Source organism: Kitasatospora sp. NPDC096077 (assembly GCF_040303245.1).
Lineage (GTDB): Bacteria > Actinomycetota > Actinomycetes > Streptomycetales > Streptomycetaceae > Kitasatospora.
On sequence record NZ_JBEOSV010000013.1, the window covers coordinates 1 to 25629 of the forward strand.

The following is a 25629-nucleotide window of genomic DNA, read 5'->3' on the forward strand; positions in this document are numbered from 1 at the left end:
AGACACACATGCCGGTGATATTCGCGGGTCCCCAGACCGCGAAGATCACCGGCATGCATCACGCCACGGAGTTGATCACTTACCCAACACTTTCTGAGCCGCGCCGCTGTCCGAGTCGCGTGGCCGTCCCGGTCCCGCAGCCGCCCGAACCCCGCACGCGGCCACGGCCGTGCCACCCCGCACCGCCCGTTCCGGCCGCGGCCGGGTCCGGGCCGGTGCCCCGGGTGCAGCAGGCCGGGCTGCGGTGGGGTCCCGCGTGAGTCAGGCTCGATCGGGGCCCGGGACGCACCCGGACCCGGACTGGACCCGGACCGGGCCCGGCAGCCCGAGCGTCGGAACGGCCCGTACTCGGGGGTCGGGCCCACGGACATACGCCTGAAGGTGGAGACGGTACCCCGTGGGTTGGATGCAAGATCGCGACCTCGTGGTGACGCTCCGGCAGGTCGGCCCGGGCCACCATGGATACACCCGGCCGGCGGAGTGCTCAGCCCGGACGGGTGACGGACGGCCCGGCGACGGTGCCGTCCGGACCGGACGCATCGGATCCACCGGACGCACCGGACGCACCGGGCACAGCGGCAACGGACACGGAGAGGGCAGCCAGGCATGAAGGGCATCGTGAGCAAGGTCGCGCTGGGAGTCGCGGGCACCGGCATGGCCGTCGCCGTGGGCGCCGTGGCCATCGGCCCCCGGGTGTCCGAGTGGTACGACGGGCGCCACCAGGAGCAGGTCTCGTACGACAGCGGTACCCAGGCCAAGGCCGACCGCCGCTCGATGCCCACCTGGCTGCCCGACAACGCCTCCTCGGTCAAGTACCTGATGTCCACCACGGGCGACGACCGACTGCTGCGGGCGACGCTGCCCGAGGGTCGGCTGCCCGTCGGCTGCAGCACCGGGCTGTCGGGCAAGGGCCCGCACCCGGTGCCGGTCTCGCTCAAGGCGGGCTGGTTCCCGGAGGGCATCGCGGCCAAGGCCGTCGGCACCTGCGGGCACTACAATGTGACGCTCACCGGCAACCAGCTCTACGCGTGGCAGGACGGCGCGACGATGCAGGCGGCCCTCCGGGCCGAGCACGTCGCCAAGCACTGAGGGTGCTGACCGGGCACTGATCCCGGATCAGCCGTCCTGACCAGGGAACGAACGGCCCGCCGGGCACCGGAAGGTGCGGGCGGGCCGTCGTCGTGCGCGTGCTGTGGATCGGCCGGTGGGCGGATCCGTCCCGGGAGCACCCCTGGTGTCCAGGCACCTGCCGGGCTGCGATAGGACGGATTGCGAACGAACACCTGTCACCGCGTCCGTTAGGAGAGCCATGCCCGGCCCGACCGTCGGTCCCACCGACGACACGTCGACCGCTCCCGTCCCCGCCCAAGCCTCCGCCCCGGTGACCGCTGCCCCGGTGACTGCTGCCCCAGCGACCGGTACTGCGGAGGCCGGTTCCCCAGCGACCGGTACTGCGGAGGCCGCCGGCCCGACCGGCCCCGGCCGGGCCACGATCGCCGTTCTCGGCGGCCTCACCGCGCTCGGCCCGCTCACCACCGACCTCTACCTCCCCGGCCTGCCGGCGATCGCCCAGGACCTGGCGGCCGAGCCGGCCGCCGTCCAGCTCACCCTGACCTTCTCGATGTTCGGGGTCGCGGCCGGGCAGCTGCTCTTCGGGCCGCTCAGCGACCGCTTCGGGCGCCGCCCGCCGCTGCTCGCCGGGCTGGTCGTCTACACCCTCTCCAGCGTGGTGTGCGTGGTCGCGCCGAACCTGACGGTGCTGATCGCGGCCCGCTTCGTCCAGGGCGTGGCCGGGTCGGCGGGACTGGTCATCGGTCGGGCCGTCGCCCGGGACCGCTTCCAGGGCGTGGCGATGCTGCGCTTCCTCGCCTCGATCGCGCTGATATCCGGGCTGGCGCCGATCCTCGCGCCGATCATCGGGGCGCAGCTGATGCGGTTCACCTCCTGGCGCGGCACGTTCGGGGCGCTCACGGCGCTCGGACTGCTGCTCGCGCTGGCCGCGTTCGGGGCGCTGCGCGAGAGCCTGCCGCCGCAGGCCCGGAACGGCGGCGGGGTGGGTACGGCGCTGCGCACGATGGGCCGGCTGCTGCGGCACCTGCCGTTCCTGGGGCTGGCGCTGACCAGTTCGCTGGCCTTCGGCTCGCTGTTCGGGTACATCAGCGGGTCGTCGACGGTGCTCCAGCACGTGTACCAGGTGTCGCCGCAGACCTACAGCCTGCTGTTCGGGCTGAACTCGCTGTCGATCGTGGTGATGACCCAGTTGAACGGGCGGGTGCTGGCGCCGCGTTTCGCGGCGCGGTCGCTGATGCTGGCCGGGCTCGTGGCGGCGGTCGTGGCGGGGGTGGCGCTGGTGCTGCTGACGACGGTGTGGGACTTCGGGCTGGCCGGGTTCTGCCCGCCGCTGTTCGTGCTGATGGGCAGCCTGGGGGTGGTGCTGCCGAACACGGCGGCGCAGGCGCTGAGCCTGGTCGAGCCCCAGCAGGCGGGGACCGCCTCGGCACTGCTGGGGACGGGAAACTTCCTGTGCGGCGCGGTGGTCGCACCGCTGAGCAGCCTCGGCGGACGGCCGTCGGCCACGCTGTTGGCGGTGGTGGTCCTGGGGTGCGGGATGCTGGCGCTGGCGGCGTACGTGACGCTGTGTCGGCCGGGGCGGCTGCGCGAGGCGGCGGCCGGCAGCTGACGACTGACAGCTGACAGGCGACGGCAAACAGATAACAGCTGACAGATGATGAAATCTGTCAGCTGTTATCTGTTGTCTGACTGCTGTCGCCTGTTACCTGTTACTTGTCACCTGCTACCCGTCGTCCGTCAGGCGATCGAGAAGTCGTCCCCGTACACACCGCCCTGCCCGTACCAGCCGTGCAGGTACACCGTGACGGTGCCGGAGGCGCCGGTGGTGAAGGGGACGGACAGCTTGGTCCAGCCCGAGGAGTTGGTCCAGGTGCTGGCGGTGGCGCCGCCGCTGACACCCAGGTAGGCGTAGTTGCCCTGAACCCAACCGCTCAGCGTGTAGCTGGTGTTGGGCTTAAGCGTCACGGTCTGCGTGCAGTCGCCGGTCTGGCTCGCGGAGGCCGCGGCCTGCAGCGCGTACGAACCGGAGTGGACCGGCGTGGTGACGATGCCGCCACCGCTCTGGCAGGTCCACGGGGCCAGGTTGCCGGTCTCCAGGTCGCCGTTGACCAGGCCGGTCGACGGGGCGGAGCCGGTGACGGTCAGCGCGTAGGTCGCGGTGTGGGTGCCGGACGGCGCGGTGGCGGTCACGGTCAACGGGTAGGTGCCCGCCGCGGCGGCCGAGTTGGTGGTGATGTTCAGGGTGGCGCCGCTGCCGGCGGTGACGCTGCCGGGGGTGACGGTGGCGGTGACGCCGGTCGGGGCACCGCTGACGCTGAGGTTGACGCTCTGCGCCGAGCCGGCCGTGACCGCCGTGGCGACGGCTGCCGAGGCGGACGAACCGGCCGCCACGGTACCCGAGTTCGGGTTCACCGCGACCGAGAAGTCATTGCCCGGCTGGTTGCCCGTGACGTTCAGGGTGAAGACCCCGGTGTGGCTGCCGGAGGCCGCGCTGCCGGTGACCGTGAGCGGGTAACTCCCGGGCGCCACCGAGGAGGTGGTGGTGATGTTCAGGGTGGCGCCGTTGCCGGCGGTGACGCTGCCGGGGGTGACGGTGGCGGTGACGCCGGTCGGGGCGCCGCTGACGCTGAGGTTGACGCTCTGCGCCGAGCCGGCCGTGACCGCCGTGGCGACGGCCGCCGAGGTCGACGAACCGGCCGCCACGGTGCCCGAGTTGGGGTTCACCGCGACCGAGAAGTCGTTGGTCACCGTCGAGCCGCTGGTGAACGGGGCGAAGACGTGGGTGAAGTCCCAGGTGTTCTGCGCGATGCCGGAGCAGGAGTCGTCCCCGCCCTTGCCCACGCAGCCGCCGTTGTCGCGCTGGAGCGCCCAGAAGGACAGCGTGCTGATGCCCTTCGACACCGCCCAGTTGTAGACGGTGGTGGCGTTGGCGACGGTGAAGGTCTCGGCCGCGCCGTAGTCGTCGATGCCGGGCATCTCGATGATCCCGATCGAACCCCACAGCTGCGCCGGGGACTTGCCCGGGTAGAGCCCGGCGAGCTGGTTGTACAGGCCCTGCGCCGAGGTCTGGGTGTCGGCCGCCATGTCGTGGGTGGCGCCGTCGTAGTAGTCGAAGGTCATCATGTTGACGACGTCGACCCGCGCGTTGTTGCTGACCGCGTTCCGCAGCACCGCGAGGCCGCTGTCGGCCAGCCCGCTGGTGGTCGTCGGCAGGGTGTAGGAGAACTGGACGTTGCGCCCGTTGCCGGCCGCCCAGTCCTGCACGACCTTGATCGCCTTGTTGCGGCGGTCGATGCCGGCCGTGTTGGTCAGCGAGTTGTCCTCGATGTCGAGGTCGATCCGGCTGATGTCGTAGGTGGTGATCAGGTTCTCGTAGGCGGCCGCGATCTGGTTGACGTCGGTGCAGCTGTCGGCCAGTTCGGTGCCGGTGTTGTCGGCGGTGTAGCCACCGAAGGAGGGGATCACGTCCCCGCCGTTGGCGCGGATGGTGGCGATGTCGGAGCCGAAGGTCGAGGAGGAGACCGGCTTCGAGGTGTCGCCGTTCCAGTACGGGGTGCAGGACCCCTTGGTGGCGGCCTGGAGGAAGGCCATCGTCAGGTACTTGGCGCCGGACTGCGCGGCCAGGGTGGCGGGGCTCTGGCCGGTCCAGGACTCGAAGTAGGGCGCGAAGACCCGGCTGGGGAGCGGGGTGGCGGCCTGGGCGGAGCCCGTCCCGGCGGCGACCAGTCCGGCCGAGGCGGCCAGCGTGGCGCAGGCCGTCAAAGCGGCCTGGACGGTTCTGCGAAGACGCATGGATTCTTCTCCAACAGACGTGGTGGGGCAGGACGTTGGGGAGGAGCAGGGCCGGGGTGCCGAGGGCCGTGTGGGGTCGGCCGCGCGGGCACCCGGTCCGGAGTGTTCGGTGCGGACGCCTTCCGTGCGGACACGTTCGGCGGGGACACCTTCGGTGCGGACACAGGGGCGTGCGGAACCCACCGACTCCCGCGTGGAGGCGGGTGACGGTGCGATCGTGTGCACGCCGAACGGAGCGGGGGTGGAGCGGGACAGGGCAGGGCAGTGCCTCAGCCGCCGGTGGTCACACCCCCACAGTGCATCCCGGTCGGATCGACATGCTTATGTTTGGACTAGACCACTGGTCTGTCAAGACGCCTAACAGTTCGTCAGCGGACGGCCCTGACCGCTACCGGGCCGGGGACGCCGATGGCCGCGCACCCGGCGGGCGGGGCGCGGCCACGGCTGCCCGGAGCTCAGGACACCGGGCGGTTCTGGGGGCGGGGCGGTTCTGGAGACAGGGCGGAACGGCGTCAGTGCGGCGGCGGGCAGAGGGTGGCGCGCAGCGCGTCGTCGATCTTCGCCACGGTGTCCGGGTCGAGGCTCCGGGGGTGCTCGGACGAGGTGAAGTTCTGCTTGGCCAGCTCGGCCAACTTGGCCTTGTCCTTGGGGAACTGGTACATCGCCTGGCACTGCTTGCGGGCCTGGTCCACCACCTGGTCGGGCTTGCCGCCGACGATCGCCGGGTCGATCGCGTTCAGCGCGGCGACCGTCTTGCCGGTGAGGTCGGCGTCCGGCTTGGCGGGCAGCCCGGCGTCGGTGGGCGGAGCGGGCTTGGCCGGGGCCGAGCCGGGCGCTTCGGGCGTGCCGGGTGCGTCGGGCGTGGCGGGCACGGAGGCCGGCGGTGCGGGCGTCTCGGGCGCGTCGGAGCCCGAGGCGGTGGTGGCGCCGGACGGGGTGGCAGCGGCGACGGTGGCCTTGTTCGAGCCGGAGGCCGAGGTGGAACCCGAGCTGGAGCAGGCAGCGAGGCTCACCGCGGCGAGTGCCGTGAGGGAGGCGGCGAGGAGACGAGTACGCATGGGCGTCACACTGTCATGTTCGCGGCGCCGAAGGGAAGGTCCCGTCCTGCCGACGAACCGGCCCCGGCACGCCGAACGGCGGCCCCGGGGAAGATCCCCCGTGCCGCCGTCCGTCGTCCGTCGTACCCGGGCCGGGTGTCAGCCGAGCCCGTTGGCCTTCAGCCAGTCCTTGGCCACCGCCGACGGGTCCTCCTTGTCGACCGAGACGCGCTTCATCAGCCCGGTCAGCCCGGCGGTGTCGAGCTTGGCCGACACCGCGTTGAGCGCCGCCGTCGCATTGGCGTCCACGCCCGCCTTGTTGATCAGCGGGGTGATGTTCTGGGCGCCGAAGACGTTCTTCGGGTCGCTCAGCGCGACGAGCTTGTACTGGACGATCTTCGGGTCGGTGGTGAACACGTTGCCGACCTGGATGCTGCCGTCCTTGAGCGCGTTCGCGGTGGTGTCGGCGGTGGGCTTCCACTCCTTGAAGGTCAGCCCGTAGACGTCCTTGAACTGCTGCTCGCGCCGGGACTTGAACTCCGGCGGGCCGCCGATGGTGAACTCGCCCGCCTTGGCGGCCAGGTCGGAGATGCTCTTGAGGCCGTACTTGTCGGCGGTGTCCTGGGTGACGCTGAGCGAGTCCTTGTCCTCGGCGGGCGAGGAGTCCAGGATCCCGAGCGAGGCGGGCAGCGCCTTGGTCAGCGCCGCGTTCACGTCCTGGGTGGTGACGGCGGTGTTCTTGGCGTCCAGGTAGGCGAGCAGTGCGCCGTTGTACTCGGGCAGCACGGTCAGGTTGCCGCTCTGCAGCTGCCCGTAGAGCACCTCGCGGCTGCCGATGTTGAACTTCTCCTCGACCTTGACGCCCTTGGCCTTGAGCGCCTGCGAGTAGATCGACCCGAGCAGGACGTTCTCCGGGAAGTTCGCCGAACCGACGACCACCGTGCCACCGGAACCACCGGAGCCGCCGGTGCCACCGGACGCCGCACTGCCGGAGGAGGCGGTGGACCCGCCGCCGAGCGGGTTGCTGCTGCTCCCCGAGGAGCCGCACGCGGTGGCGCCCAGGGCGAGCGCGGCGAGCGTGCCGAGGAGAACGGCGCGCCTGCTTCTCTTCAATGTCGACATGGTGACAGTAGTCCTTCCGGAGCGGATGGGAGAGGAGAGCCTCAGCGGGCCCGGCGCTGGGCGCGCACCCCGGGCGGGAGCGCGAACCGGGCGAGCAGGGAGAAGAACAGCTGGGCGCCGACCGCGAGCAGCACCACCAGCAGCGCACCGCCCACGGTCACCGCGTACTGCCGGGTGGCCAGCCCGTCGATGACGTAGCGGCCCAGGCCGCCGAGCCCGACGTAGGCGGCCACCGTGGCGGTCGCGATCACCTGGACGGTCGCGGTGCGGAAGCCCGCCAGCAGGGTCGGCGCGGCGGAGGGCAGGCAGACCTGGAACAGCACCTGCGGGTGGGTCAGCCCGATCCCGCGCGCGGCGTCCCGGACGTCCGGGTCGGTGCCGCGCACCCCCTCGACGGCCGCCACCAGCAGCGGCGGCGCGGCCAGTGCGACCAGCGGGATCAGCACGGCGGTGTCGCCGACACCGGCCAGCAGCACCGCGAGGGTCACCAGGCCGAGGGTCGGCAGGGCACGGGCGGCCCCGGCGAGTGCGGTGACCGCGGTGACGCCGCGGCCCGTGTAGCCGATCAGCAGTCCGAGCGGGACGGCGAGCAGCGCCGCGTAGAGCAGTGCCTCGCCGGAGAACAGCAGGTGCTCGGAGACCCGGTGCACGATCGAGTCCGGACCGCTGCGGCGGTCCGGGTCGGAGAAGAAGTCGGTCAGCCAGTTGAGCCAGTTCACGAACCCGCCCCCTGCTCCCGGACGGCCCAGGGCGCGAGCAGCCGGCGGGCGACCACCAGCAGCAGGTCGACGGCCAGCGCCAGGACGGCGATCAGCACGATGCCCGCCACGATCGGGGTCGGGAAGGTGCGCTGGAAGCCGTCGATGAACAGGTAGCCCAGCCCGCCGCGGCCGATCAGCGCGCCCACGCTGGCCAGCGAGATGCTGGACACCGCGGCGACCCGCAGCCCGGCGATCAGGTAGGGCACGGCGGCGGGCAGTTCGACGGCGGTCAGCCGGTGCCACGGCCCGTACCCCATCGCGGTGGCGGCCTGCCGGACGGAGTCCGGGACGGCGCGCAGCCCGTCCACCGTGGTCGGCAGCAGGACGGCGAGGGCGTAGAAGGTGAGCGGGATCATCACGGTCGCCTGGGTGGCGAGCCCGGTGTACGGGATCAGCACCACGAAGACGGCCAGCGAGGGCAGCGCGTAGACGATGTTGAAGACCGCCGACAGCGGTTGGTACAGCCGGGGGAAGCGGGCGCAGGCCAGGCCGAGCGGAACGGCCAGCAGCAGTCCGATGAGTACCGGGACCAGGGCGATCACGGCGTGGTCGGCGAGCAGGCTGCCGAGGTAGCCGAGGTGGTCGCCGATCCAGTACCAGCGGACGATCGGTTCATCGTCCACCGTCGGCTCCGTCCGCCGGGGGCGTCCTGTCGGCGTCGACGGCCTCTTCGGCGTCGACTGCCCTCGCCGGGCCCGCCGTCTCTTCCGGGCCAACGGTCTTCGCCGGGCCCGCCGTCCGGCCGAGGCCGACCGCCGTGCCATCGGCGGGCGTGAGCGCGGCCAGGACGGCCTCCCGGCTCGCGGTGCCGATCGCCCGACCGTCGGCGTCCAGGACGACCGCGACCCCGGCGGGGGAGAGCACGGCGGCGTCCAGGGCGGCGCGCAGGGTGTCGGTGTCCCGGCGGTAGCCGGCCGCGGACCGGAGCTCGGCGCCGGCGCCGCCGCGGTCGATCCAGCCGATCGGGCGGCGCTCGTCGTCCAGGGCCAACTCCCAGTCGCCGTACCGGAGTCCGTCACCGACCGGGCGATGTGCCACGGCCGTCGCGGGCCGCAGAGCGAGGCCGCGCAGGCCCCGGTCGCGGCCGAGGAAGGCGGCCACGCCGTCATCGGCGGGGGAGGTCAGCAGGGTGTGCGGGTCGGCCAGCTGGGCGATCCGGCCGTGCTCGCGCAGCACCACGACCTGGTCGCCGAGTCGGACGGCCTCCTCGATGTCGTGGGTGACGAACAGCACCGTCTTGTGCAGCTCGGACTGCAGTCGCAGCAGCTCCTCCTGGAGCCCGGCCCGCACCACCGGGTCGACGGCGCTGAACGGTTCGTCCATCAGCAGCACCGGCGGGTCGGCGGCCAGCGCCCGGGCCACGCCGACCCGCTGCTGCTGGCCGCCGGACAGCTGGAAGGGGTAGCGCTTGGCGGTGCCGGGGGCGAGCCCGACCAGTTCGAGCAGTTCGGCGGCCCGGGCACGGGCCTTCTTGCGGTCCCAGCCGAGCAGGTAGGGGACGGTGGCGATGTTGTCGATCACCTTGCGGTGCGGGAACAGCCCGGCCTGCTGGATCACGTAGCCGATGCCGCGGCGCAGCTTGGCGGGTTCCAGGGTGGCGACGTCGGCGTCGTCCAGCAGCACCCGGCCCGAGGTGGGCTCGACCATCCGGTTGACCATGCGCAGCAGGGTGGTCTTGCCACAGCCGGACGGTCCGACCAGGACGGTTATCCGACCGGTCGGGACCTCAAGGTCCAGTCCTTCGACCGCGATGGTGCCGTCGGGGTGGCGCTTGCCGGCGCCCTCGAATCTGATCACGGAGTGTTTCCTCGTCAGGGCGCTCCGGGGAGGCGGCGCCTGTGTCGGTCGGTCTTGCGGGTCGTTCGGTTGACGGTGGTTTCACCCGTTCGGGCGTTCTTCCGCCCGCGTGGCTGCCCAGGTTCGGACCGGCGGAAACTCTGATCAGACTATGACCTGCATCATCCCCTGTCCCTGATTTACGACCCGGCACGTGGCGTGACCCCGGCTCGGCGGCCGGGGAACACACCGCGTGACCACCGGTTATCAGCCGTCGGCGGCCACGGGGTGTGACCCCGACTCACCGGCCGGGGCCACGCGGCGTGATCCCGGCTCAGTCGCCCGGGCGGGTGGGCAGACCGTCGGCCGCCCAGCCGACGAACCCGCCGTCCAGATCGGTCGCCCGGTGCAGCCCGAGCTCGCGCAGCGAGGCCGCGGCCAGGCTGGAGGCGTAGCCCTCGGAGCAGATCACGATCACCTCGACGTCATAGCCCGAGGCCTCCGGGATGCGGTGGCTGCCGGTGGGGTCCAGCCGCCACTCCAGGACGTTGCGCTCGATGATCAGCGAGCCGGGGATCCCGCCCTCGGCCGCCCGCTGCGCCGCCGGACGGATGTCCACCAGCAGCGCGCCCTCCAGATGGGCCTGGTAGGCCTCCCGCGCGCGCGGACGGTGGACGCCCTCGCGTGCTCGCTCCACCAGGTCGTCGATCGTGGTCACCACTGTTCCGGTCCTTCCTCGGAGGTGCGGACGAGCCCGCCGGCCCGCAGGTCGTAGTGCGCCATCGAGCTGAGCGGGGGCGAGTAGGCGTGCAGGGTGACGGCCGGGCCGGAGGCGGTGTTGCGCACGTCGTGCACGTACTCCGGGCCGAAGGCGCGGGCGGTGCCGGCCGGGACCCGGCGGATCAGCAGGCCCTGGTCCGGGCCGCCGAGCGACAGCTCCTCCAGCTCGCCGAGCGCGACGGTGAAGGCGCCGCGCGAGCCGCCGTGGTCGTGGAAGCCGGTGGACTGGCCGGGCAGCCAGCTGATCAGCCAGACCTCGTGGTCGTCGTCGGCCGCCAGGCGCTGGAACCAGCGCTCCTCGGTGGAGAGCCGGACCAGGTGGATCCACCGGTCGGGCTGCTCGGCCAGCTCGCGGACGAGGGTCCGCAGGGTGCGCGGGCTGAGCGGGGCGCGGGCCGGTCCGGCAGGCGAGGAGCCGGCGGACGAGGGGCCGACGCGAGCCGGTCCGGCGGAGGGCGACGAGTCCGGGGTTCGGGTCGGGGGCTCGGAGATCAGGTCAAGGCTCATGGGGCGTCCTCGGGTGCGGCGGGGAACGTCGTCAGGGTGTGCGCCCCGGGCCGGCGGTCGTGGTGACGGCGGGCGGGGACCGGGGGAGCGGCCCGGCCCGGTACGCACGGGTGCGCCGAGTGGGAGCGGGGTTCAGGACTGCGGGTGCGGGTGCGCGGTACGGGCCCTGGCGGAGGTCACAGGGCGGCACCGGCGGAGCGGAGCAAGGTCAGCGGGCACAGATGGAACTCGCCTGGCGTCGCAGATCGACGTGCAGGCGGCAGACCAGAAGGGTGCCGGAGTCCATGCACCGGATCTTTTCCGAGCCGGTCGGACGAAGTCAAGCCGGGGCGCCCGCTTGTTGCGGCCTGTTAACAGGATCTCCTCGACGAGCCCACCGTCCCCGGCCCGACCTCGGGCTCGGCCGTCGGGCTCAGCTGTCGGCGTCGGTCCTCGGGCTCAGTCCTCCACGGGGGCGCGCGGGGCCGGCGGGGCGGTGGCCGGCGCGGCGGCGGGTGAGGCGGCGGGAGCGGGCACGGACGCCGGGCCGCCGGAGGACCCGGCGGCTCCCTCCGCGAGGGCCTGCTCGATCACCGGCCCGGCCTGCTCGCCCAGGTAGCGACCGAGCGTCTGGTAGGCGTCGAACTGCTGGTGGTTGAACCACTGGTCGCTGGTGCCGTCGTTCGGGAAGGCCCGGTTGGCGATCGCGTAGGACTGCAGCTCGTACGGCATGTCGGCGGTCAGCACCGCCTGGAGGACGATCAGCGTGCCGGGCGGTCCGGCGTCGGGCTCGCCGTCGACGGCCGGGTAGTGGATGTCCCCGGTGATCACGCCGCGGGTCGAGAGCCGGTCGGACAGCTGGGCCGCCAGTCCGCGCAGCGGCACCCCGCCGCCGTCGCGGACGGTGGGCGCGCCGCCCGGGATCAGTAGCTCCGGCTGGTGCAGCGTGATGACGATGCCGAGCTCCTCGCGGGCCAGGGTGATCGCGGCGGCCAGGTTGGCGGCGTAGCCGGAGTCCCCGCTGGCGTCGATGCTCACCGCCATCCGCACCCGGTGGCGCAGCAGCTCGACCAGCCCGAGGTTCTCGTAGTGCCCGCCGTCGGTGGTGAGCAGAAAGCGGTCGTCCACGGGGAACCGGCCGGTCAGCTCCCGCAGTTGGTAGGGGAGCCGACGGACGAAGGGCTGCCCGGCGCGGCGCCAGTCCGGTGTGCCGGACCAGGCCGGGCCGAGTTCGGCCGGGTTGGGCAGCCACGTTCCGAGCCGGGCGTTGGTCACCGCGAACAGCCCCTGGTAGACCCGGGATTGGCGGCCCATCGCGGAGGAGAAGGCGGCGCCGGAGACGGCCATCGCGGACTGCACGGTGAGGTCCCGGGCGATGTGCCGGCGGGTGCGCCGTTCCAGCAGGTCGGTGCGCGCGTACCCGACGTCCGGGCCGCCCACGTAGTCGTGCGAGAGTGTGAAGGAGACCGCCCGACGGCCCGGTGGCGTACGGGAGTTGCCGGAGAGGTTGGCCGCCGCCGAGAAGATCACCTGCGGGAAGTCGGGGTGCCGGGCGGCGTAGTGGCTCAGCCAGGTCTGCTCCCGGTAGAAGTCGTACCGGCGGGCGGTGGTGCGGCCGCCCTCGGTGACCCGGCGGACCGCGAACGCCGAGGCCAGCCGCAGCCGGTAGAACGGGTGCAGGCTCATCCAGGTCTGGTCGAGGTTGAGCCCGACCGCGCCGAGCACCAGCGGCAGCAGCACCTGGACGGCCGTCGGCCAGGCGTACCCGGTGGCGACCGCCCAGCCGAGGGCCAGCAGCGCGCCCGCCGTGAGCGTGCCGAGCGCGGCCCACACCACCAGGTACTGCGGGAGGTTGGCGGTCAGCCCGCCGCCGATCCGGCCCGCGCCGCGCAGTGCTCCGGCGGCCGCGCGCACGCCCCGGCCGATCGTCCGGCGGTCGCGCCAGAGTATGCCGAGCAGCAGGGCGAGGTAGCTGAGCACGACGGTCAGGCTCAGCCCGGCGCCGGTCAGTTGCGGACCGGCCGCGAGCGCCTGTTGGAGCCGGACCGCGCCCCAGGCCAGGCCCGGCACCGCCAGCACCCCGAGGACCAGCAGCCCGGCCAGCGACAGCGCGACGTAGTTGAGCCGGCGCAGCGCGCGCGGCAGCGACGCGTGCCAGCCGAGCGGCGGGAAGACCAGCAGCCACAGCAGCCAGCACCCGGCCGCCGCGGCCAGCAGGGCGCCGAGGGCGGCCAGCGCGGGCGGACGGAACTCCAGGACGCCCGGTACGGCGCCCTGGTGGCGCAGGCCGGCGGCCGCCAGGGCGTGCAGGTCGGTGACCGGGACGGCGTGGTAGAAGCGGCTGAGGCCGAGGCCGAGCACCAGGACGGCGGCCAGCAGCAGGAACAGTGCCGACAGCACGCCGCGCAGCAGCGTTCCGAGGGCGACCAGCCACTCGCCGGCGCCGTCGGCGATGTACTTGCTGTGCCGGCGGAGGTGGTCCTCCTCCGGGGAGCCGGGCTCCAGCACGGTGTCCGCCGTCAGGCCCGAGAGGGCGTGCACCGGGCTGCCGGGCGCCGAGTCGCTGAGCGCGAGCTGCAGCGCGCCCACGGTGTAGCCGCCCCCGGAGACGGAGACCAGGTAGCGGGCCCGCTTCAGCCACGGGCGCAGCGCCTGGAGCGCGCCGAGCGTCACGCAGGCCGAGCGGATGCCGCCGCCCGAGGCGCAGAAGCCCAGTTCGGCGGGCTCGCGGCCGGGCGGCACCCGGCCGGCGTCCCGCCAGTGGGTATGGGCGCCGGGGGCGTCGGCCGCCGACGGCTCCGCGGACCGGTCCGTCGGCCCGTCCGTCGGCCCGTCCGTCGGCCCGTCCTTCGGCCGGCCCACTGACCGGTCCGAGTGCGGCTCCCGGTGCCGGTGCCGGAGACGACCGGACCGGTCGGTCACCGGCCAGGGCGGTATCAGCGCCGGGCGTTGCGGATCGGTGCCGTCCGGGCCGATTCCGTCGGCGGTGGCGGTGGCTGCGGAGGCCGAGGGCCGCAGGCCGCGCATCGCCCGGGCGGCCGTCACCGCCAGCAGGCCCGCCGCCGTCACCCCCGCGGGCAGGAGCAGCAGCCGACCGACCGTGGTGAGCGCCGCCGCGACCGCGAAGGGGGTGTCGGAGCCGCCGTGGTCGAGCCCCAGGTGCAGCAGGACGTTCGAGCCCAGGTCGCAGCCCGCGGCGAGCAGCCCGGCCAGCCCGACCACCAGCGCCGGGACGGCCCGGCGTCGCCGCCCGAGCACGTACCCGCCCAGCAGCGCCGCGGCCGACAGCGTCAGACCGTAGCCGCCGATCAGCCAGAACTCGGCACGCAGGGCCGCTCGGTACGCCGTGGTGCGCTCGCCGACCACGGCCTCGGCGGCCGCCCGGGAACCGGCCAGCTGCAGGGCGGTCAGGCGCGCCCCGGGCGACTGCCCGCGGGCCAGTGACAGCCCGAGGGCGAGCGGCAGCAGGGCCCCGAGGGCGAGCAGCAGCCCCGCCCAGGCGGGCAGGGCCGGCGGCCGCCCGTCCGGTGCCGACGCACCCGCCGTACGCTCCTCGATCCCGCTCACCGCAGCCATCCGTACCGCCCCCGTTCGGCCCCCTGTCGACCGTCGCTCCCCGCCGCGGACCCCGGAGCGCCTCCTGAACGCTCCCCGAGGATCCGCGGACGATCTCCGTACGGTCTCCGAAGTCGCCTTGTATCACCAGCAGATGACGATCGCTCGCACATCCATGCGGGTCCTACCCCGGCATGGCTGATTCCGCACCCCCGGTGTCCGCTTTCACTCGAATGAGTAAGGAGTTGCCTTCCGGGGTAGATGAGCTTTTCATCCCACCCACGGCCGACCGCGTGTCCGTGCAGCAAGATCGCCCCGGACGCGTTGCCACCGACGTATTGTCAGGCCACCGAGGCCCGGCCTACCGTCTACAGACCACGTTCTACGCACGTAGACCCATCGCGTGGACCCGTCACGTAGACCCCTGTGGTTCCCTGACCGGACCCGCAGGCGAGACCCTCCCCGTCAACCCTCAGACCGCGGGCCCGACCGCACGGCCGGGCCGCGGAGTTGCGGAGGTACCCATGTCGCAGATCGTCCGTGCCGCGCTCGTCCAGACCCGCTGGACCGGCGACCAGGAGAGCATGATCGCGCTCCACGAGCGGTACGCCCGCGAGGCCGCCGCGCAGGGCGCGAGGATCATCGGCTTCCAGGAGGTCTTCAACGCCCCGTACTTCTGTCAGGTCCAGGAGCCCGAGCACTACCGCTGGGCCGAGGCCGTCCCGGACGGTCCGACCGTGCGCCGGATGCGGGACCTCGCCCGCGAACTCGGCCTGGTGATGGTCGTGCCGGTCTACGAGGAGGAGCAGACCGGCGTGTACTACAACACCGCCGCGGTCATCGACGCGGACGGCAGCTACCTCGGCAAGTACCGCAAGCACCACATCCCGCAGGTCAAGGGCTTCTGGGAGAAGTACTACTTCAAGCCCGGCAACCTCGGTTGGCCCGTCTTCGACACCGCCGTCGGCAAGGTCGGCGTCTACATCTGCTACGACCGCCACTTCCCCGAGGGCTGGCGGGCCCTGGGCCTGGCCGGCGCGCAGATCGTCTACAACCCCTCCGCCACCAGCCGCGGCCTGTCCGGCTACCTGTGGCAGCTCGAACAGCCCGCCGCCGCCGTGGCCAACGAGTACTTCGTCGCGGCCATCAACCGGGTCGGCACCGAGGAGTACGGCGACAACGACTTCTACGGCACTTCCTACTTCGTCGACCCGCGCGGCCAGTTCGTCGGCGAGGTCGCCTCCGACAAGGAGGAGGAACTCGTCGTCCGCGACCTCGACCTCGGCCTGATCGAACAGGTCCGCCAGCAGTGGGCGTTCTACCGCGACCGCCGACCGGACGCCTACGGACCGCTCGCCGAGGCCTGAGGAGCACCGCGATGACCACCCGCGACCCGCAGCAGCGCACCCTCGTCCGCGGCGGCCTCGTCATCACCGCCACCGACGAACTCCACGCCGACGTCCTGATCGAGGGCGAGCGCATCGCCGCCCTGGCCGCCACCGGCAGCACCGCCGCCGAGGCCTGGACCGCCGACACCGTCATCGACGCCACCGGCCACTACGTCATCCCGGGCGGCGTCGACGTCCACACCCACATGGAGCTGCCGTTCGGCGGCACCGCGGCCTCCGACACCTTCGAGACCGGCACCCGCGCCGCCGCCTGGGGCGGCACCACCACCATCGTCGACTTCGCCGTCCAGCCCGTCGGCGGGGCGCTGCGCGAGGGCCTGGACGCCTGGCACGCCAAGGCCGAGGGCAACTGCGCGATCGACTACGCCTTCCACACCATCGTCTCGGACGTCAACGAGGCCGTCCTCAAGGAGATGGACGGGCTGGTCGACTCCGGCGAGTCCACCTCCTTCAAGCTCTTCATGGCCTACCCCGGCGTCTTCTACAGCGACGACGGCCGCATCCTGCGCGCCATGCAGCGCGGTGCGGCCAACGGCGGGCTGATCATGATGCACGCCGAGAACGGCATCGCCATCGACGTCCTGGTCGAACAGGCCCTGGCCGCCGGGCGCACCGCCCCGCGCCACCACGGCGAGGTCCGGCGCGAACTGCTGGAGGCCGAGGCCACCCACCGGGCGATCAGACTCGCCCAGGTGGCGGGCAGCCCGCTCTACGTGGTGCACGTCTCCGCGGCCTCGGCGCTGGCCGAACTCGCCCGGGCCCGCGACACCGGGCTCAACGTCTTCGGCGAGACCTGCCCGCAGTACCTCTTCCTCTCCACCGACAACCTCGCGGAGGAGGGCGCGGACGGCTTCGAGGGCGCCAAGTACGTGTGCAGCACGCCGCTGCGGCCGCGCGAGCACCAGGAGGCGCTCTGGCAGGGCCTGCGCACCAACGACCTCCAGGTGGTGTCCACCGACCACTGCCCGTTCTGCTACGTCGGGCAGAAGGAACTCGGCCGCGGCGACTTCTCGAAGATCCCCAACGGCCTTCCGGGGGTGGAGAACCGGATGGACCTGCTGCACCAGGCCGTGGTGGACGGGCGGATCAGTCGGCGGCGCTGGGTCGAGATCGCCTGCACCACCCCGGCCCGGATGTTCGGGCTGCACCCGCGCAAGGGCACCGTCGCGCCGGGCGCGGACGCCGACCTGGTGGTCTACGACCCCACCGCCGTGCAGACCGTCTCCGCCGCCACCCACCACATGAACGTGGACTACTCGGCCTACGAGGGCCGCCGACTCACCGGCCGGGCCCGGACGGTGCTCTCCCGCGGCACCGTGGTGCTGGACGACGGGCACTGGCTCGGCCGGGCCGGGCACGGCACCTTCCTGCGCCGCGACACCTGCCAGTACCTGACCTGATCCCCCCTGCCGTCCGGGGCCGCGGCGTGCGCGCTTCGGCCCCGGGCCGCCCTCCCGACCCCTCTCCCGGAGCTCCCCATGGACATCGGCCTCGTCCTGCAGACCGACCCGCCCGCCCGCCTGCTCATCGACCGCATGATCCGTGCCGAACGGGCCGGGTTCAGTCACGGCTGGACCTTCGACTCCTGCGTGCTGTGGCAGGAACCCTTCGTCATCTACAGCCGCATCCTCGCCGAGACCGAGCGGCTGACCGTCGGCCCGATGGTCACCAACCCCTCCACCCGCACCTGGGAGGTCACCGCCTCCCTGTTCGCCACCCTCAACGACATGTACGGCAACCGCACCGTGTGCGGCATCGGCCGCGGCGACTCCGCCATGCGGGTGGCCGGCCGCCGGCCCGCCACGCTCGACCGGCTGTCCCAAGCCATGCACGCCATCAAGGAGTTGGCCGAGGGACGCACCGTCGAGGTGGACGGCACCGAGATGCACCTGCCCTGGGTCGGCCCGGACGCCGCGCTGCCGATCTGGATGGGCGCGTACGGCCCGAAGGCGCTCGCCCTGACCGGACGCCAAGCCGACGGCTTCATCCTGCAGTTGGCGGACCCGTACCTCACCGAGTACATGGTCAAGGCGGTCCGCGCCGCGGCCGCCGAAGCCGGCCGGGACCCGGCCTCGGTCACCGTCTGCGTGGCCGCGCCCGCGTACGTCACCGCCGACGACTCGCCCGCCGCGCTCGCCCACGCCCGGGAGCAGTGCCGCTGGTTCGGCGGGATGGTCGGCAACCACGTCGCCGACCTGGTCGGCCACTACGGCGAGCACTCCGAGCTGGTGCCCGACGCGCTCACCGAGTACATCAAGGACCGCCAGGGCTACAACTACAGCCACCACGGCCGGGCCGGGAACCCGGACACGGCCTTCGTCCCGGACGCCATCGTGGACCGCTTCTGCCTGATCGGGCCCGCCGAGGTCCAGCGCGCCCGACTGGCGGAGCTCCGCTCGCTCGGCGTCGACCAGTTCGCCGTCTACGCCATGCACGACGCCGTCGAGAGCACCATCGACGCCTACGGGACGGACGTCATCCCCCACCTGTGATCCCCTGCCCAGACGGGAGTTGCCCATGGCCGACACCGTGACCGGCGGCGGCGGACAGCGGCAGCACCCCGACGGCCGGGTCGAACTCGAACCGGCCGAGGGGGTGTTGCCCACCAACGGCTTCACCAGTGACGACCTCCGGCCGGTCCCGGTGCGGCGGCGCACCTGGACCACCTACAACTTCCTCGCGCTGTGGGTCGGCATGGCCCACAACATCCCCTCCTGGACGCTGGCTTCGGGCCTGGTCGCGCTCGGGATGGACTGGAAGCAGGCGGTGCTGACCATCGGGCTCGCCAACCTGATCGTGCTCGGGCCGATGCTCCTCACCGGACACGCGGGGACGAAGTACGGCATCCCGTTCCCGGTGTTCGCCCGGGCCTCGTTCGGACTGCGCGGAGCCAACCTGCCGGCGCTCATCCGGGCGGCGGTGGCCTGTGCCTGGTTCGGCATCCAGACCTGGATCGGCGGCGAGGGGATCTTCCTGCTGGCGGGCAAGCTGTTCGGCGAATCCTGGCGAACGGCAACGGAGTTCGGCGGGTACCCGTGGACGCAGTGGGCCTCCTTCCTGTTGTTCTGGCTGGTCGAGATGGTCCTCATCGCCCGCGGTATGGAGACGCTGCGGCGCTTCGAGAACTGGGCGGCGCCGTTCGTCATCGTCGGTGCGCTGGCGCTGCTGGTGTGGATCGGCGTCAAGGCGGGCGGAGTGGGGCCGCTGCTCGACCAGCCCTCCGCGCTGGGCTGGGGCGGCGGGTTCTGGAAGGTCTTCTTCCCGTCGTTGATGGGGATGATCGGGTTCTGGTCCACGCTGTCGCTCAACATCCCCGACTTCACCCGCTTCGGCGGCAGCCAGCGGGCCCAGATCCGCGGACAGGCGCTCGGCCTGCCGACCACGATGACGCTCTTCGCCCTGCTGTCGGTGCTGGTCACCTCGGGCTCCGCGGCGGTGTACGGCGAGCCGGTGTGGGACCCGATCAAGCTCGCCGCGAAGATGGAGAGCCCGGTGGCGGTCCTGTTCGCGCTGCTGACCGTGCTGATCGCGACGCTGTCGGTGAACATCGCCGCCAACGTCGTCTCCCCGGCCTACGACCTGGCCAACCTGCTGCCCCGGTTCATCAACTTCCGTACCGGGGCGCTGATCACGGGCGTGGTCGGGATCGCCATCTTCCCGTGGCGGCTGACCGCCGACCCGCACGTCTACATCTACGTGTGGCTGGGCGTGGTCGGCGGACTGCTCGGAACGGTCGCCGGGGTACTGATCGCGGACTACTGGGTGCTGCGCCGCACCCGGCTCCGACTCGCCGACCTCTACCGGCCGTTCGGGGCGTACTGGTACGCGGCCGGATGGAACTGGCGGGCCGTCGTGGCGCTGCTGGTCGGCGGGCTGCTGGCGGTCGGGGGCTCGTACTCCGGCCTCGACGCGCACGGTGTGAAGCAGGGGCCGTTCCCGGTGGACGGGGTGATCCCCTTCCTCAAGCCGCTCGCGGACTACGGCTGGGCGGTGGGCTTCGCCTCGGCGGCGGCGGTGTACCTGGTGCTCGGCGGGTTGTCGCGGACGGACCTCCGGGAACGGGCGGCGGGGGCCGATGACGAGAAGCGGATGACGAGCAAGGGATGACGGAGAACAGATGACAGCTGACAGATTTCAACATCCGTCAGCTGTCATCTGTTATCCGTTATCTGTCATCCGTCGTCTGTGATTCGTCCGCTGTCATCTGTTCGCCGTCGCCTCGACGGCCGCCAGGACCTTGGCGGCGCCGTCCTCGGTGGCGAGGGCCGCGGCGACGGAGCGGGCGCGGGTGCGGTAGCGGGGGTCGTCCAGGCTGTGGCGGATGGCGGTGGCGAGTCGGCTGGGGGCCAGGGCGTGCAGCGGGACCGGGCCGGGGGAGACGCCGAGCGCGGTCAGCCGGGCGGACCAGAAGGGTGCGTCCAGTTGGGCGGGCACCGGGACGGTGGGGGTGCCGGAGCGCAGGGTGGCCGCCGTGGTGCCCGCGCCCGCGTGGTGGACCACGGCCGCGGTGCGCGGGAACAGCCAGTCGTGCGGGGTGTCGCCGATGGTCAGTACGGTGTCCGAGTCCTCGGCGGCCAGTCCGCTCCACCCCGACTGCAGCAGGACCCGGACCCGGGCGGCCCGGGCGGCGGCGAGCAGGGTCGCGGTCAGCCGGTCCGGATCGGGCACGACCAGACTGCCGAAGCCGATGAAGACCGGCGGCGGTCCGGCGGCCAGGAAGTCCAGCAGTCGCTCCGGCGGCCGCCACCCCGGCTGTTCGGCCGGCCACCAGTACCCGGCGACGTCGAGCCGGGGGTGCCAGTCCGTGGGCCGGGGGACGACCCGGGGCGAGAACCCGTGCAGCACGGCGTGGTCGCGGCGGGCCCGGGCGACGCCGCGCCGCGGCAGGCCGAGCCGGCGGCGCAGTGCGCGGACGGCCGGGACGAACATCCGGTCGGTCGTCGTCTGGACGGCGTGCCCGGCGAGCAGGTTGCCGGTCCGGCCGAGCGAGCGGGTGCCCGTGACGGCCGGCGCGAACTCGCGGGTGGGGGAGAGGGGTTGGAGGTACAGCCCGATGGTGGGGATGTCGGCTGCCTCGGCCGCGACCTGGCCGAGCGCGCTGGTGGTGCTGGTGGTGAGCAGCAGGTCGGTGCCGAGGGCCGTCGCGTCGACGATGCCCTGGCCGAGGGCGGGCATGAACTTCCGGCCCAGCCGTAGGAGTTGCAGCACGGCACCGGGTCCGCCGCCAGCCCGCAGCAGTCGTCGGCCCTCGACGGAGGCGAGTTCGGCGCGCGGGTCGACCGGCAGCGGGCGGAACTCCAGCCCGGCGGCCCGGACCGACTCGGCGAAGGTGGTGTGGGTGGCGACGGCCACCTGATGTCCGGCCGCCCGCAGACGGACGCCGAGCCCGGTGAAGGGCGCGACATCGCCCCGGGAGCCGGCGGTGGCGATCAGGATGCGCATGGCCGCAGTATTTCGGCGGGTGCGGCCGCCCGGAAGGACGCCACGCGCGGACCGGTCGGCTCCGGGTGGCCGGATCCCGCCGCCCGACCGGACCGGCCGGAACCGGGTACGAGCGCGGCGGCGTCCTTGGGTGCAGAGCGGGCGGGACGGGGCCGTCGCGCCGAGGACGGGAGGGACGGGTCGGATGAGCATCGTCGCGTGGATCGTGTTGGGCCTGGTGGCCGGGGCCCTGGCCAAGCTGCTGCTGCCCGGGAGGGACCCGGGCGGCCTGATCGTGACCACCCTGATCGGGATCGCCGGCTCCTTCGTCGGCGGCTGGATCGCTTCGCACTTCCTGCACCGGTCGATCTCGGCGCGCTTCTTCGACGGGCCGACCTGGGTGTCGGCGATCGGCGGCGCACTGGTGCTGCTGATCGTCTACCGGCTGCTGTTCGGCAACTCGCGCCGCTGAGCAGGGCGTTCGGGCGCACTGGCGGACGACGGACGACTGTCGATTGTCGACTGCCAGCGGAAGCCGGCGGGCCCGGGCCGTTCGGCCCGCCGGGAGCCGTCGGCTACCGGGCCGCCGACGTCTCGGCGGCCCGGTCCGGCAGCGCCTCGCAGGCGGCGAGCCAGCCGGCCGGTACGTCCACGAGCCCGGTGCGGGCGGCCACCACGCCGGCGGCGATGGCGCAGGTGGTGTCCTTGTCCCCCCAGCCCTCCAGGGTGTGCCAGATCGCCTCGGGCAGCGAGTCCAGGTGCCCGGCGGCTGACCACAGGGCGAACGGGACGGTGTCCGGGGCGGAGATCATCAGCCCCGAGCCGAGTACGGTCGCGGCGTGTCGGACGCTGGTGTGCTCCGGCAGGCGGGCGGCGATCCGCAGACCGGAGCGCACGTCCCCGTCCGGCAGCCGGTCGGCGACCGAGGTGAGCAGTTCGGACCGGCCGGGCGCGCGGCCGCCCCGGCTCCGCGAGGCGAGCGCCGCGGCGAGTGCCACCGCCACCGCGCCGGAGACCGCCTCCGGGTGGAAGTGGGTGGTGAGCGCCTGGAGTTCGGCCTGCCGGACCACCTCGTCCAGGTCCTCGGCGAACCAGGCGCCCAGCGGGGCGACCCGCATCGCGGCGCCGTTGCCGTACGAGCCCTGGCCCTCGAACTGGCCCGAGGTGATGGCGCGCCAGTCCCCGCCGGCCCCGATCCCGCGCAGCACCCGGTGCATCGAGGGGCCGTACTTGCGCTGGTACTCGCGGGCGTACTCGGCCGCGAACCCCTCGGCCAGCGCGTCCTGCCGGACCTCGCCGTGGACGGTCAGGTGGTGGACCAGGACGAGGGCCATCGCGGTGTCGTCGGTCCAGTGCCAGGGGGCGGGGCGGACCAGGCGGGCGGCCAGCGCGGCGGGCGCCTCGTCGACCGGTACGGAGAACCAGCGGTCGCCGAAGGCGTCGCCGAGCGCGAGCCCGCGCAGACTGTCCAGGACCGGGGTGGGCGCACGCATGTCATCCTCCGAGTGAGATCAACTGTGTGCGGAAGTGTGCCCGAAAGAGCGAGGCGTCGGCGACCGGGTTTCCCCCTGGTCGCCGACGCCTCGTCCGGTGGCCCGTCCGACGCCTCGTCCGGTGGCTCCTGGTGGGGGCCTGAGGACCGCCGGACTGCCGCCGGGCCTCAGGCCCCGGCCCGCAGTCCGCCGATGACGAGCTTCCAGACCGCCGCGAAGCGCGCGTCCGCCGTCGGCTCGGACCAGCTGGCCGCGAACACCGGGTCGTGGAAGGGCGCGGTGGCGTCGAAGACGGCCCGGGCGGTGTTGAGGATGTGCGCGGGCTTGAACTCCTTTCGCTCCACACCGTCCTGGAAGATCTCGGCGATCTGCCGGACCAGGGTCTCGATGTGCGCGTCGACGACGGCGCTGTTCTCCTCGGCCAGCACCAGGTAGGTGGCGAACAGCTCCGGGTCGTCCAGTGCCTTCTTGCGCTTGGCCGCGAACAGGGTGGTCAGCCAGTGTTCGAGGCGCTCGGCGGCGTCGCCGGCCTCGTCCTTGACGGCCGTCAGGTCGTGGTGGGCCTGGTCCAGCCAGCGCTGGGTGACCGCCTCGCGCAGCGCCGCCTTGCTGGGGAAGTGGCGGTAGACGCTGCTGTGGCTGACGCCGATCTCCCGGGCGACGTCCACGACGGTGGCCTTGGCCGGGCCGAACCGCCGGAGGACTTCCTCCGCCGCGATCAGGATCTGCTCGGCGGTGAGTGCGGTGTCCGTGGTCACGGGGCCGTCCTTAGGGTCGTGCGGTCAGGGTGGTGCGGAGGGTTTCCGCTGGTCAGCGTCGGCTCGGTCAGCGCTCGCTGTCCAGGCGTGCCATCTGCGCGGCAGCGTACCGGTCGCCCGCCGCGGCGCCGGCGGGGACGGCGGCCTCGATGGCGGTGAGGTCGGCCGGGGTGAGCGTCACGTCCAGGGCGCCGAGGGCCTCGGTCAGCCGGTCCCGGCGGCGGGCGCCGACCAGCGGGACGACGTCCTCGCCGCGCGAGGCGACCCAGGCGATGGCGACCTGGGCGACGCTGGCCCCCTTCGCGTCGGCGATCGTGCGCAGCGCCTCGACCAGGGCGAGGTTGTGGGCCAGGTTGTCGCCCTGGAAGCGCGGGCTGGCGCCGCGGAAGTCGGTGTCGGCGAGCGGGCGGTCCGGGTTCCAGTGGCCGCTGAGCAGGCCGCGGGAGAGCACGCCGTAGGCGGTGATGCCGATGCCGAGCTCCCGGGCGGCGGGCAGGACGGAGGCCTCGATCGAGCGGGTGAGCAGCGAGTACTCGATCTGCAGGTCGCTGATCGGGTGGACGGCGGCGGCCCGGCGCAGGGTGTCGGCGCCGACCTCGGACAGGCCGATGTGGCGGACGTGGCCGGCCTTCACCAGGTCCGCGATGGCGCCGACGGTCTCCTCGATCGGGACCGACGGGTCGAGGCGGGCCGGGCGGTAGACGTCGATGTGGTCGGTGCGCAGCCGGCGCAGGGTGTAGGCGAGCGCGGTCTTGGTGGCGGCCGGGCTGGTGTCGTAGCCGAGCCACTGGCCGTCGGGGCCGCGCTGGGCGCCGAACTTCACGCTGATCTGCACGCTCTCGCGGTCGCGGCCGCGCAGCGCCTCGTGGATCAGCAGCTCGTTGTGGCCCATGCCGTAGAAGTCACCGGTGTCGATGAGGGTGATCCCGGCGTCGAGGGCGGCGTGGATGGTGGCGATGCTCTCCGCCTCGTCGGCCGGGCCGTAGAGGTCGGACATGCCCATGCAGCCGAGGCCGAGGGCGGAGGTGAGGGGGCCGGAGGTGCCGAGGGTGCGCTGTGCGGGGCGGGTGGGCGAAGTCATGGGGGTGCTCCAGAGGCAGGTGCGGCGCCGGATGACGGGGGCAGTGTGACCCGGATCTCACTATGCCATGGCAGCGAACAGATTTCAAAATCTGTTCGCTGTCTCTTGTCATCTGTTCGCGGCGCCGCTCCGCCCGGTCCCCCGTTCCGCTCGGAGTCAGGCGTACGGCCCCGGCGAGCGCAGCAGGTGGGCCCGGGCGGGCGGCAGGTTGCGCCACACCGTGCGCCTGCCCAGCCCGTACGTGGCCTCGAAGCGCCGCAGCAGTCGCACCACCGCCCGGTGGCGGGCGCCCTGGCGGGGGCCCGAGACGAGGGTGCGCGCGGTCGTCGTGCCGAGGTAGCCGAAGTACGTCAGCTCGCCTCCGGGGGCCAGCAGCCGCAGGTAGAGGTCGAGGATGTCCCGGACCAGGGCCGGCTCGAAGTTGGTGAACGGCAGCCCGGACACGATCACGTCGTACCGCTCGCCGACGCCTGCGCGGTCGGTGCCGACGGCCTGGTCGGTGTCGCCCTCCTGTCCGTCGTCCGTCGCCCCGGTCGCCTCCGGCAGCTCCTCCACCCGGCAGGCCGACAGTCGCAGTCCCACCCCCGCGGGGCGGGCGGCCAGCACCGGGTCCTCCTGCAGCAGGTCGGCGAAGCGCGGGTTCGCCTCGACCACGTGCAGCCGGTCGCCCGGGCGCAGCACCCGGGCCAGTCGACGGGTCACCACCCCCGTCCCGGCGCCGACCTCCAGGACCGAGATCGGCCGGTTCGGCCGGCTGGTGGCCGGCACCACCAGGGCGTTCACCAGATCCGGCCCGCTCGGCGCCAGCGCGCCGGTGTCGTGGAAGGTGCGCAGCGCCTCGGCGAGGAACAGCAGGCGTTCCCCGCCGTACCGGGCACTGTCCGGAGAGCCGTACGAACTGCGCTGCTGCGAAGGGGAGTCGGGGCGGAGGTGGAGCTGCTGTTCGGTCGTCATGCCGTCGACGCTAGGGAGGGCGCGACCGTACGGAATCGGCCGGTGAGCGGCGCCCGCCCCCGACCAAAGTCGAGGGTGCGGCTGCCCGGGAGAAGGGGGTCCGCGCCGTCGTCCGCCCGTAGCATCGAGCGGG

22 protein-coding genes are annotated in these 25629 nt (G+C 73.1%); 7 read left to right on the forward strand and 15 right to left on the reverse strand.

The annotated features are described in order from the left end of the window. Window positions 1-606 precede the first annotated feature (606 nt). Together ABTZ03_RS14745 and ABTZ03_RS14750 are read left to right on the forward strand one after the other, a co-directional pair. Window positions 607-1089 carry a hypothetical protein gene (locus ABTZ03_RS14745; protein WP_350513318.1) on the forward strand — a complete coding sequence of 161 codons (483 nt, stop codon included), beginning with the start codon at window positions 607-609 and terminating at the stop codon, window positions 1087-1089. Between the two features lie 307 nt (window positions 1090-1396). Next, window positions 1397-2680 (forward strand): multidrug effflux MFS transporter, encoded by a 1284-nt coding sequence (locus ABTZ03_RS14750; RefSeq protein WP_350513319.1) that lies wholly within the window; start codon window positions 1397-1399, stop codon window positions 2678-2680. A 128-nt stretch (window positions 2681-2808) separates the two neighbouring features. Here the strand turns inward: ABTZ03_RS14750 and ABTZ03_RS14755 are convergent, their stop codons facing one another. The 10 genes from ABTZ03_RS14755 to ABTZ03_RS14800 all read right to left on the reverse strand — a co-directional run bounded on the left by ABTZ03_RS14755 (window position 2809) and on the right by ABTZ03_RS14800 (window position 14392). Further along, window positions 2809-4863 (reverse strand): glycosyl hydrolase family 18 protein, encoded by a 2055-nt coding sequence (locus ABTZ03_RS14755; protein ID WP_350513320.1) that lies wholly within the window; start codon window positions 4861-4863, stop codon window positions 2809-2811. A gap of 512 nt (window positions 4864-5375) precedes the next feature. Further along, entirely contained in the window at window positions 5376-5921 is a 546-nt protein-coding gene (locus tag ABTZ03_RS14760) for a hypothetical protein (RefSeq protein ID WP_350513321.1), read from the reverse strand. Window positions 5922-6059: 138 nt separating this feature from the next. Next, the gene (locus ABTZ03_RS14765; protein WP_350513322.1) at window positions 6060-7022 is read right to left on the reverse strand and encodes an ABC transporter substrate-binding protein; all 963 of its coding nucleotides are present in this window, start codon (window positions 7020-7022) and stop codon (window positions 6060-6062) included. 41 nt (window positions 7023-7063) lie between these two features. Beyond that, window positions 7064-7741, reverse strand: a complete 678-nt coding sequence (locus tag ABTZ03_RS14770; RefSeq protein ID WP_350513323.1) for an ABC transporter permease — start codon at window positions 7739-7741, stop codon at window positions 7064-7066. Next, a complete protein-coding gene (locus ABTZ03_RS14775; RefSeq protein ID WP_350513324.1) occupies window positions 7738-8406 on the reverse strand; it encodes an ABC transporter permease in 669 nt (222 codons plus the stop codon). Before ABTZ03_RS14775 ends, ABTZ03_RS14770 begins: the two co-directional genes overlap by 4 nt. Continuing rightward, window positions 8396-9580, reverse strand: coding sequence for an ABC transporter ATP-binding protein (locus ABTZ03_RS14780; RefSeq protein WP_350513325.1), 1185 nt, complete (start codon window positions 9578-9580; stop codon window positions 8396-8398). The genes ABTZ03_RS14775 and ABTZ03_RS14780 overlap by 11 nt, the downstream gene beginning before the upstream one ends. A 313-nt stretch (window positions 9581-9893) precedes the next feature. After that, window positions 9894-10280, reverse strand: coding sequence for a rhodanese-like domain-containing protein (locus ABTZ03_RS14785; RefSeq protein ID WP_350513326.1), 387 nt, complete (start codon window positions 10278-10280; stop codon window positions 9894-9896). Further along, complete coding sequence (locus tag ABTZ03_RS14790) at window positions 10274-10846, reverse strand: cysteine dioxygenase (protein WP_350513327.1); 573 nt, start codon at window positions 10844-10846, stop codon at window positions 10274-10276. The genes ABTZ03_RS14785 and ABTZ03_RS14790 overlap by 7 nt, the downstream gene beginning before the upstream one ends. A gap of 208 nt (window positions 10847-11054) precedes the next feature. Beyond that, complete coding sequence (locus ABTZ03_RS14795; protein WP_350513447.1) at window positions 11055-11132, reverse strand: putative leader peptide; 78 nt, start codon at window positions 11130-11132, stop codon at window positions 11055-11057. A gap of 152 nt (window positions 11133-11284) precedes the next feature. Then, window positions 11285-14392, reverse strand: coding sequence for a hypothetical protein (locus tag ABTZ03_RS14800; RefSeq protein ID WP_350513328.1), 3108 nt, complete (start codon window positions 14390-14392; stop codon window positions 11285-11287). Between the two features lie 512 nt (window positions 14393-14904). On the opposite strand from ABTZ03_RS14800, the gene ABTZ03_RS14805 reads away from it, so the two are divergent. The 4 genes from ABTZ03_RS14805 to ABTZ03_RS14820 all read left to right on the forward strand — a co-directional run bounded on the left by ABTZ03_RS14805 (window position 14905) and on the right by ABTZ03_RS14820 (window position 19896). Next, entirely contained in the window at window positions 14905-15747 is an 843-nt protein-coding gene (locus ABTZ03_RS14805) for a nitrilase-related carbon-nitrogen hydrolase (protein ID WP_350513329.1), read from the forward strand. 11 nt (window positions 15748-15758) lie between these two features. Beyond that, the gene (hydA, locus tag ABTZ03_RS14810) at window positions 15759-17189 is read left to right on the forward strand and encodes a dihydropyrimidinase (protein WP_350513330.1); all 1431 of its coding nucleotides are present in this window, start codon (window positions 15759-15761) and stop codon (window positions 17187-17189) included. A gap of 78 nt (window positions 17190-17267) precedes the next feature. Further along, window positions 17268-18281 carry a TIGR03842 family LLM class F420-dependent oxidoreductase gene (locus ABTZ03_RS14815; protein WP_350513331.1) on the forward strand — a complete coding sequence of 338 codons (1014 nt, stop codon included), beginning with the start codon at window positions 17268-17270 and terminating at the stop codon, window positions 18279-18281. Window positions 18282-18306: 25 nt separating this feature from the next. Then, complete coding sequence (locus ABTZ03_RS14820; protein ID WP_350513332.1) at window positions 18307-19896, forward strand: NCS1 family nucleobase:cation symporter-1; 1590 nt, start codon at window positions 18307-18309, stop codon at window positions 19894-19896. 93 nt (window positions 19897-19989) lie between these two features. Here the strand turns inward: ABTZ03_RS14820 and ABTZ03_RS14825 are convergent, their stop codons facing one another. Beyond that, window positions 19990-21231: a glycosyltransferase gene (locus tag ABTZ03_RS14825; protein WP_350513333.1), complete on the reverse strand. Its 1242-nt coding sequence runs from the start codon at window positions 21229-21231 to the stop codon at window positions 19990-19992. A 184-nt stretch (window positions 21232-21415) separates the two neighbouring features. Between ABTZ03_RS14825 and ABTZ03_RS14830 the strand changes: the two genes are divergently transcribed. Further along, window positions 21416-21682: a GlsB/YeaQ/YmgE family stress response membrane protein gene (locus ABTZ03_RS14830; RefSeq protein WP_350513334.1), complete on the forward strand. Its 267-nt coding sequence runs from the start codon at window positions 21416-21418 to the stop codon at window positions 21680-21682. 103 nt (window positions 21683-21785) lie between these two features. On the opposite strand, the gene ABTZ03_RS14835 is transcribed toward ABTZ03_RS14830, so the two are convergent. The 4 genes from ABTZ03_RS14835 to ABTZ03_RS14850 form a co-directional block, all read right to left on the reverse strand. Beyond that, on the reverse strand, window positions 21786-22703 hold the full coding sequence (locus tag ABTZ03_RS14835) for an ADP-ribosylglycohydrolase family protein (protein ID WP_350513335.1): 918 nt from the start codon (window positions 22701-22703) through the stop codon (window positions 21786-21788). A 167-nt stretch (window positions 22704-22870) separates the two neighbouring features. Beyond that, on the reverse strand, window positions 22871-23461 hold the full coding sequence (locus ABTZ03_RS14840) for a TetR/AcrR family transcriptional regulator (RefSeq protein WP_350513336.1): 591 nt from the start codon (window positions 23459-23461) through the stop codon (window positions 22871-22873). A gap of 67 nt (window positions 23462-23528) precedes the next feature. Beyond that, window positions 23529-24542 (reverse strand): aldo/keto reductase, encoded by a 1014-nt coding sequence (locus ABTZ03_RS14845; protein ID WP_350513337.1) that lies wholly within the window; start codon window positions 24540-24542, stop codon window positions 23529-23531. A 156-nt stretch (window positions 24543-24698) separates the two neighbouring features. Next, window positions 24699-25496 (reverse strand): class I SAM-dependent methyltransferase, encoded by a 798-nt coding sequence (locus tag ABTZ03_RS14850; protein ID WP_350513338.1) that lies wholly within the window; start codon window positions 25494-25496, stop codon window positions 24699-24701. Window positions 25497-25629 lie beyond the last annotated feature (133 nt).

What these genes read in the sequence shown, in the direction of transcription:
- ABTZ03_RS14745 (WP_350513318.1), top strand. Translation starts at nt 607, where the DNA reads ATGAAGGGCATCGTGAGCAAGGTCGCGCTGGGAGTCGCGGGCACCGGC.
- ABTZ03_RS14755 (WP_350513320.1), bottom strand. Translation starts at nt 4,863, where the DNA reads ATGCGTCTTCGCAGAACCGTCCAGGCCGCTTTGACGGCCTGCGCCACG.
- ABTZ03_RS14760 (WP_350513321.1), bottom strand. Translation starts at nt 5,921, where the DNA reads ATGCGTACTCGTCTCCTCGCCGCCTCCCTCACGGCACTCGCCGCGGTG.
- ABTZ03_RS14765 (WP_350513322.1), bottom strand. Translation starts at nt 7,022, where the DNA reads ATGTCGACATTGAAGAGAAGCAGGCGCGCCGTTCTCCTCGGCACGCTC.
- ABTZ03_RS14790 (WP_350513327.1), bottom strand. Translation starts at nt 10,846, where the DNA reads ATGAGCCTTGACCTGATCTCCGAGCCCCCGACCCGAACCCCGGACTCG.
- ABTZ03_RS14795 (WP_350513447.1), bottom strand. Translation starts at nt 11,132, where the DNA reads ATGGACTCCGGCACCCTTCTGGTCTGCCGCCTGCACGTCGATCTGCGA.
- ABTZ03_RS14805 (WP_350513329.1), top strand. Translation starts at nt 14,905, where the DNA reads ATGTCGCAGATCGTCCGTGCCGCGCTCGTCCAGACCCGCTGGACCGGC.
- hydA (WP_350513330.1), top strand. Translation starts at nt 15,759, where the DNA reads ATGACCACCCGCGACCCGCAGCAGCGCACCCTCGTCCGCGGCGGCCTC.
- ABTZ03_RS14815 (WP_350513331.1), top strand. Translation starts at nt 17,268, where the DNA reads ATGGACATCGGCCTCGTCCTGCAGACCGACCCGCCCGCCCGCCTGCTC.
- ABTZ03_RS14820 (WP_350513332.1), top strand. Translation starts at nt 18,307, where the DNA reads ATGGCCGACACCGTGACCGGCGGCGGCGGACAGCGGCAGCACCCCGAC.
- ABTZ03_RS14825 (WP_350513333.1), bottom strand. Translation starts at nt 21,231, where the DNA reads ATGCGCATCCTGATCGCCACCGCCGGCTCCCGGGGCGATGTCGCGCCC.
- ABTZ03_RS14830 (WP_350513334.1), top strand. Translation starts at nt 21,416, where the DNA reads ATGAGCATCGTCGCGTGGATCGTGTTGGGCCTGGTGGCCGGGGCCCTG.
- ABTZ03_RS14835 (WP_350513335.1), bottom strand. Translation starts at nt 22,703, where the DNA reads ATGCGTGCGCCCACCCCGGTCCTGGACAGTCTGCGCGGGCTCGCGCTC.
- ABTZ03_RS14845 (WP_350513337.1), bottom strand. Translation starts at nt 24,542, where the DNA reads ATGACTTCGCCCACCCGCCCCGCACAGCGCACCCTCGGCACCTCCGGC.
- ABTZ03_RS14850 (WP_350513338.1), bottom strand. Translation starts at nt 25,496, where the DNA reads ATGACGACCGAACAGCAGCTCCACCTCCGCCCCGACTCCCCTTCGCAG.